Raw genomic sequence first — 7,247 nt, forward strand, 5'->3', positions numbered from 1 at the left:
CTCTCGCTCCTCCGTCATTTCCTGGCCTTGTTCCCCTTGTTTTTCCTCTTCCATCAGACTTGCCTCTCCCTTCTATTTCTCCTGTTTTCACCCCTTCTTTCTTAAGCGTCCACCGCGCGACCTTTTTGCGGGAAAAGACCAGCAGGACGCACCTGAAGGAAGAGAATAATTAACGCAAATACCATCACTCTGGCCATACTGGTGGTGGCAAAAAATTCCAAAAATTCAGCCAGGGGCGGAATCGGGGCTAAAATGACAGGTAAAATTCCCGAACCAATGCAATAATTTAAAGTCCCGATCGCCAATGCAGCAACCACGGTTCCGATGAGTTTGCCCACGCCACCGACGACCACCACCATAAAGGCATCTACGATATAATTTTGTCCCGTATTCGGACCGACGGAACCGAGCAAACTAATCGCACAGCCGGCCACTCCAGCTAACCCGGAACCCAGGGCAAACGTCAGGGCATCCACAGTTTGAGTGGGAATGCCCAAACAAGCGCTCATGCTGCGATTTTGGGTCACGGCGCGAATTCGCAATCCCCAGGGCGATCGCAACAAAAATAGGTAAATCGCCACCACACAAACAATCGTTAACCCAATAATAAACAACCGCGCGTAAGGCAGTTGAAAATTGCCCACCGGCAACCCGCCGCGCAACCAACTCGGTGCGGTTACATCTACATTTTGCGCCCCAAACCAAGGCTGAGTTGCGCCTAACTTAAATATCTGCCCCAACCCCACACTGGCGGCGATCGCAATGCCCGCCGATAAGGGCAACATGACCGCCCCCATCCATTGGGGAATTCTGCGCCACTTTCCCCACCGCTTTATCGCCCAAAATCCGCCAAAAAACAGCAGGCAAAACACCGCAATTCCCACAACCATCGCCCAACTGACGCTGCGGACAAATTGCTGCAAAATCAAACTTACCCCCCAGGTAGCCAGCAGGGTTTCCAGGGGACGTCCGTAAAGATAGCGAATCACCCCCTTTTCTAAGATTAATCCCACCCCAGCGGCAACTAAAAACGCCAAGGGCAAGGCAAAAATAATGTAAATTTCTACCCCCACATCGCCCAAAAATTTAAAGCCATTTTGCACCACAAAGGTGGTGTAAGCCCCCAGCATCATCAATTCTCCATGCGCCAGGTTAATGACGCCCATGATGCCAAACACGATCGCCAAGCCCAGGGCGACAATTAACAACACCGCCCCAACACTTATCCCGTTAAATACACTGGTGAGAAATAATTCCATTTAATTCAGGGGTTTGGGTTTTCAATTGGCCTACGTTTGAGTTCGTTTGTGGTGGGCAATGCCCACCCTACGGTTCATGCTAAATTCCTTTAAACCCCTTCCATTTTGTATTTTCCACCTTTTGTCGGCTCGGACCAATCGCAGGCAAATCCTTTGGTTTCGGCAACATATTGATTCCAGGGAATTGGCTCTACGGGTGCTTCGGTGGCATAGATAATTTTAAACATGCCATCTTCCCCCACTTCACCGATCCGCACGGTTTTCGCCAGGTGATTGTTGGGGGATAATTTGACGATGCCTCCTGGCGCTTGGAAGGTTTGCCCCCATGCGGCTTTTCTCACTGCTTCGAGATCCGCTGCATTCCCGGCTTTTTCCACCGCTTGTTTCCAGAGGTTGACCATGATATATGCCGCTTCCATCGGATCGTTGGTGACGCGATCGGAGCCATATTTGGCTTTAAATGCTTCGACAAATTTCTGGTTTTCTGGGGTGTCTACGGTTTGGAAATAGTTCCAGGCGGCATAGTGCCCTTGGAGATATTCAGATCCGATCGCTTTGACTTCTTCTTCGGCAATGCTCACGGACATGGTAGGATATTTATCTGGGGTTAATCCCGCCCCTTGCAGTTGTTTAAAAAAGGCCACGTTACTATCGCCGTTGAGGGTGTTAAAAATGACCCCTCCTTCGGGCAAAGCGGCTTTAATTTTGGTAATAATTGGGGTGACTTCTGTGCCGCCGAGTTCGATATAGTCTTCTCCCACGGTTTCTCCGCCTTGGGCGGCGAGTTGGGCTTTGATAATCGTGTTTGCGGTGCGCGGAAAGACGTAGTTCGACCCGATGAGGAAGAATTTATTGCCTTTATTTTCTAGTAGCCAATCTACGGCGGGTTCGATTTGTTGGTTGGGGGCTGCGCCGGTGTAGAATATATTTTTAGAACATTCCTGACCTTCGTATTGTACCGGATACCACAGCATGTGGTTTTTGGATTCAAAGACGGGTAAAACGGCTTTGCGCGAGGCACTGGTCCAGCAGCCAAATACGGTGACGACGTTATCTCGGTCGATTAATTTGCTGGCTTTTTCGGCAAAGGTGGGCCAATCTGATGCGCCGTCTTCGACGATCGCTTCTACTTTTTTGCCGAGAATTCCGCCGGCTTGATTGATTTGTTCGATCGCTAGTAATTCGGCGTCCACGACGCTTTTTTCGCTAATTGCCATTGTCCCGCTAAGGGAATGCAAAATGCCGACTTTAATCGTGTTTCCCTCACCCGCACTTTCGGATTCCGTGGATTGAGTGGTTGAGGCGTTGGTTTCTGCAGCGGGATTGTCGCTACAAGCTTTGAGTAGAAAACTGCTTCCCAATGCGGCAGAACCGTACCATAAAAATTTCCGCCGACCAAATTTTTTTGTCATTTTGCGAGTCAACTCCTATCGAAATCAGCTTGCGATCGCCACCCTCGATATTAAAGGATGGTTAATCTGGGCAATTGTAGTTTTGACTACAGAATTTTTTCAGACGGTGGGCAATGCTCACCTACGGCAAGGGTTAACCCATGTTCTCCTCGATAAATGCGATCGCCCCTTCTAATCCTTCTTTGGTTTTCAAATTGGTAAAAATAAACGGTTTATGACCGCGCATTTTTTTCGCATCCCGTTCCATCACTCTTAAATCTGCTCCCACCAGGGGCGCTAAGTCGATTTTATTGATAACCAACAAATCGGATTTGGTAATCCCCGGACCGCCTTTTCGCGGAATTTTATCCCCGGCGGCAACATCGATGACGTAAAGGGTTAAATCCACTAATTCGGGACTAAATGTGGCGGCGAGATTGTCTCCACCACTTTCGAGAAATACCAGGTCTAATGGGGCTATCCGCTGTTCTAGCTGTTCGATCGCCGCTAAATTGATAGAGGCATCTTCGCGAATTGCCGTATGAGGACATCCCCCGGTTTCGACCCCTACAATCCGATCCCCGGCTAATGCCTGCGATCGCACCAAAAACTGGGCATCTTCTTGGGTATAAATATCATTCGTCACCACGGCTAAATTGTAGCGATCGCGCATCCCTTTGCACAAGGCATCCACTAATGCCGTTTTCCCCGACCCCACGGGTCCTGCTATTCCCACCCGAAACGCATTCATGGTCATTTTTACTTTCACGATGTAGAATTTTAATTTTACCTGACTCTGGGAATTTAACTTCTAAATAAGCGGCTGTAGAGGGTTTCGTGTTGCATACTCGCCAATGACAACCCCCAGCTACAACTGCTGAGATTATTATCCTCTAAAGCGAGAATTTCTTGGGTCGAGGCTATCAGCATCGGTTGTAAGTTTAATAATAGCTGTTGTCCGGCAGTTTGCCCCAGGGGAATGAGTTTCACCCCGGCAGTGATGAGATTGGATGCCCAACTGTGCAAGTAGCCGATCGCGGCAGTTTCTTCGGGAATTTGCTCCGCAACCGCTGCCATGCCAAAGGCGATCGCAAAATTGCAGGGGGTTTCGGCAAAGATTTCCGGCAATTCTGGCAATTTTTCCGGCAGCATGGCGAACAATAACTGCAGCAAACTATTGCCCATCTGCCAACTTTGTTCGCGCAGTTCTTCGGTTTCTCGGGCCGCCGATAACCAGGCATTCCAGTATTGCAATTGCGCGATATCGCCTCGGGCAAAACTGCGGTGCGATCGCAGCATTACCGCCGCATCGACGCGAATCGTTCCCCCGCGCAATTCCCACTCGATCCACTCTGCCAAACTGTGGCGATCGCCAACAATTTCTCGCTCTACCAGGGTTTCTAATCCTTCCGAATAACTGTAAGCGCCGACGGGTAAGCCAGGACTGGCAAATTGCAGTAAGGATAATAAGGCAGTTGGGGTTAACATGACCGAGGGTTTTTTCTCCCGTCAATTGATTTTTTCTCCCTGAAGCCAACCGGTTTAATTTCCCCGCTTCTCGCGGGTTTTTAATGTCCGTGGTGGTGACCATATGCGCCGATTTCCGGTGCAAAAGGAGCCACTTCTTCGATGACGGTTAAGCCAAATTGTTGCAACATGGATTTTAACACGGAATCTACTTCTAAGCGCAAATAAGTTGCCGTAATTTCTAAGGAAACGTGACGATTTCCCAAATGATATGCGGCGCGCACTAAGTCGATCGCGCTGTTGCCGGTAACGGTTAAAACCGGTTCGGGTTTGGCGATGACGAGGACGAGAATTTCCCCGGTTTCGGTTGCTAAGCGATCGCGATCGCGTAGAACCGTTCCTCGGGGCAATTTCACATAAACCGCTTGTCCTTCCTCAGTGGTAAACCGATGGCGACTGCGGGTGCGATCCTCTGCGGTGAGGGAAAGGGTAAAGTGAGTTACCGCGTCCTCGTCCGGTGGCAAATGTTGGGTTAAGGTTAACATGAAATTTATAATAAGCAAGCGGACCGATTATTTGGCAAATTGTTATGATGAGGCGGAGCCTCGGTGGGGTTCCAGGCGGGAGCCTAGGAACGAGGGAATGAGGGATATACTGACTGAGAGAAGCCGTGAAGCTGGAAGATTTACTCCGACAAAATCGTACCATTCGGGTGATTGGGTTTGACGATGCGCCGTTTCTTCGCGGTGCTGGGGGCAAGGTGGCGATCGCGGGGGTGGTGTGCGCCGGTACTCGCTTCGAGGGGATGCTGTGGGGGGAAGTGACCCAAGATGGCTTTGATGCCACGGATACCCTCTGCGAGCTGCTGATTGGCAGCAAATTCCTGCCGCAATTGCACCTGGTTTTGCTCGATGGGATTGGGTTTGGCGGGTTTAACTTGGTGGACTTGCCCCGGTTGCAGGACCGATTGCAACTGCCCTGTGTCGCCGTGATGCGCCGCCATCCGCGATTGCCACCCATGAAAGAGGCAATGTCCCGGTTGCCACATTTCGAGCGACGCTTGTCGATTTTACAGCGGGCGGGGGCGATTTATCACGTGCCGCCGTTTTTTTTCCAAGTCTGCGGGGAAGATCCGGCGATCGCTGCCTCGGCACTGCAACGAGTGACTGACTGCGGCAAAGTGCCAGAAGCCTTGCGCCTCGCCCATTTAATCGGGGCGGCTGTGGTCACAGGCGTAAGCGGCAGTTCGGCGTAAGCGAGGGGAAAAAAAATTTTTTGCCGCACCGCTAGCCAATCGCCAAACATTCTGTTATAATAAACTATTGTGAAACGCGCCGATGTAGCTCAGTTGGTAGAGCACTTGATTCGTAATCAGGCGGTCGCGGGTTCGAGTCCCGCCATCGGCTTTTTGCAAATTATTCGTAGAGGTAAAAACCTAGCGGCAGATTTTCCTCGGTCAATCTGCCGCTCTTTTTGTTGCCAAATTACCGCTTATTTCCACCCCCGTTCGGCTTGTTGCAATACGTAGGCGGAGACATCTTCGAGTTCTTTGTCATTTAAGCGATCGCGATAGGCTGGCATCGGGTTTTTGCCCCGCGCCACATATGCGGCGATCGCCTCCAAGGTTTCTAAATGATTCCGTTTCAACGCACCTTTTTTCAGGGGTTTCCACCAGCGAATGATGTTCCCGCCATTGGGATGACAGCCGGCACATTGCACGGTGAAAATTTGCGCGCCGTTTGCCAGTTCTGCCGCGATCGCCGGTGGCTGAATAGTCAGGGCGATGGTTACCACTGCCAGCAGTACAATTTTAATCAGTTTTTTGGCCATTTTTCTCCTATGAATCTTGACAACTGGAGCGATAAGAACATAAAATGCGCTCGATTGAAATCGCGCCGAACCAAGTTGGCGTCCGCCTTGGCGGACTCATTTTTTGGGCGACTATTTCTCGCACAATAATATCGGGGTTGTGGGGCTTTTTCTATCTGCGCCGATATTCGTCGCCACAGTCGCCAATTAACTCGAATAAATTGCGCGATCGCTCCCCAATTGCCTGAATTTTTTCTACATCTTCTGCATCTAAACTAAACTCAAACACCTTGGCATTGTCTTCGATATGTTGAGAAACGCCCAAGCGCGCGCCCACGATCGCACCGGCTACCGCTGGATTTTCCAACACATACCTAACCGCTACATTGGCAATACTCACCCCATGCTTATCGGCAATCTCTTTCAGGGTTTGCAACAAGGATTGAAATAATGTCCAGTCGCCCCACGCCTTAACCATATTCATGTATTTATTCAAAGAAGCAGTCTGGAACATTCCCCAACCCGGTTCCGACTTGCCTAAATATTTTTCGGAAAATAAACCGCCGCCTAGGGTGCCGTAGGCGAAGAGTTTGATATTGTTTTCCTGGCAAAACTTTACCATTTTCACTTCTGGACGGCGATCGAGCACGGAAAACTGCACTTGGTTGGAGACAATATTAATGCCGCTATCCAGGATAATTTTTAAATGTTCCGTGTCGAAATTGGTAAGCGCCAAATGCTTGATTTTCCCTTCCGCCTGCAGTTCTGCCATGTATTTGAGGGCATCGAGGTAATTCGGGTTGCCATATTCCCACCAGTGAAACTGCATCAAGTCTAGGGATTCTACGCCCATGCGCTGACGAGAAATATCGATATTTTCCTCCACCACCTGACGGGTCATTTTAGTGGGTCTCGGCACCCATTTGGTAAAGGCTTGCAGGTTGGCGAGGGCCTCTGGACCGCGCTGGTGGATGATTTGCTGGCGAAATTCGCCGATAAAATCTTCTGCTGGTCCGTAATGGTCTGCTAAGTCCCAGGTGGTAAAGTCGGCATCCATATAGTCAAACATGGATGCGATCGCTTGTTTGCGGTTGATGCGTCCGTGACCGCCAGAAACCTGCCACATCCCGTTTAAAATGCGACAGATATTCAAATCTGGAGTCAACTGGATTCGACTGGATTCGGGTAGCTTCATTCTCCCCCCTCTCGGTGGCTATACTTGTGGGTATTGTAAAATACGAAAGTAACGTGCGATTCGTTCCTGCCAAAAGTCAAGGAAAATCTCCGAAACGTGGGCAGGGTAAGGTTCCAAAAGGGCCTT

9 protein-coding genes and 1 tRNA gene are annotated in these 7,247 nt (G+C 50.1%); 3 read left to right on the forward strand and 7 right to left on the reverse strand.

Features of this window, described 5'->3' with window-relative positions:
- Positions 1-101: 101 nt before the first annotated feature.
- Together AC0QH1_RS01625 and urtA are read right to left on the reverse strand one after the other, a co-directional pair.
- Complete coding sequence (locus tag AC0QH1_RS01625; protein ID WP_324629007.1) at positions 102-1,259, reverse strand: ABC transporter permease; 1,158 nt, start codon at positions 1,257-1,259, stop codon at positions 102-104.
- Positions 1,260-1,348: 89 nt separating this feature from the next.
- A complete protein-coding gene (gene urtA, locus AC0QH1_RS01630; RefSeq protein ID WP_324629008.1) occupies positions 1,349-2,671 on the reverse strand; it encodes an urea ABC transporter substrate-binding protein in 1,323 nt (440 codons plus the stop codon).
- Position 2,672: 1 nt separating this feature from the next.
- Here urtA and AC0QH1_RS01635 point away from each other — a divergent pair, with 1 nt between their 5' ends.
- Complete coding sequence (locus AC0QH1_RS01635) at positions 2,673-2,846, forward strand: hypothetical protein (protein ID WP_324629009.1); 174 nt, start codon at positions 2,673-2,675, stop codon at positions 2,844-2,846.
- On the opposite strand, the gene ureG is transcribed toward AC0QH1_RS01635, so the two are convergent.
- From ureG to ureE, 3 genes are all read right to left on the reverse strand, one after another.
- Positions 2,805-3,401, reverse strand: a complete 597-nt coding sequence (gene ureG / locus AC0QH1_RS01640; RefSeq protein ID WP_324629018.1) for an urease accessory protein UreG — start codon at positions 3,399-3,401, stop codon at positions 2,805-2,807. The two genes, AC0QH1_RS01635 and ureG, sit on opposite strands and share 42 nt — an antisense overlap.
- A gap of 53 nt (positions 3,402-3,454) precedes the next feature.
- Positions 3,455-4,138, reverse strand: coding sequence for an urease accessory protein UreF (locus tag AC0QH1_RS01645; protein ID WP_324629010.1), 684 nt, complete (start codon positions 4,136-4,138; stop codon positions 3,455-3,457).
- An 80-nt stretch (positions 4,139-4,218) separates the two neighbouring features.
- Positions 4,219-4,662, reverse strand: coding sequence for an urease accessory protein UreE (gene ureE / locus AC0QH1_RS01650; RefSeq protein ID WP_324629011.1), 444 nt, complete (start codon positions 4,660-4,662; stop codon positions 4,219-4,221).
- 125 nt (positions 4,663-4,787) lie between these two features.
- Between ureE and AC0QH1_RS01655 the strand changes: the two genes are divergently transcribed.
- Positions 4,788-5,372, forward strand: a complete 585-nt coding sequence (locus AC0QH1_RS01655; protein WP_324629012.1) for an endonuclease dU — start codon at positions 4,788-4,790, stop codon at positions 5,370-5,372.
- A 78-nt stretch (positions 5,373-5,450) separates the two neighbouring features.
- A tRNA-Thr gene (locus AC0QH1_RS01660) sits at positions 5,451-5,523 on the forward strand.
- A gap of 85 nt (positions 5,524-5,608) precedes the next feature.
- Here the strand turns inward: AC0QH1_RS01660 and AC0QH1_RS01665 are convergent.
- Positions 5,609-5,947, reverse strand: a complete 339-nt coding sequence (locus AC0QH1_RS01665; protein ID WP_324629014.1) for a c-type cytochrome — start codon at positions 5,945-5,947, stop codon at positions 5,609-5,611.
- Between the two features lie 151 nt (positions 5,948-6,098).
- A complete protein-coding gene (locus AC0QH1_RS01670; protein WP_324629015.1) occupies positions 6,099-7,121 on the reverse strand; it encodes an aldo/keto reductase in 1,023 nt (340 codons plus the stop codon).
- Between the last annotated feature and the right edge of the window lie 126 nt (positions 7,122-7,247).

It is taken from the genome of Phormidium sp. CCY1219 (assembly GCF_055795085.1).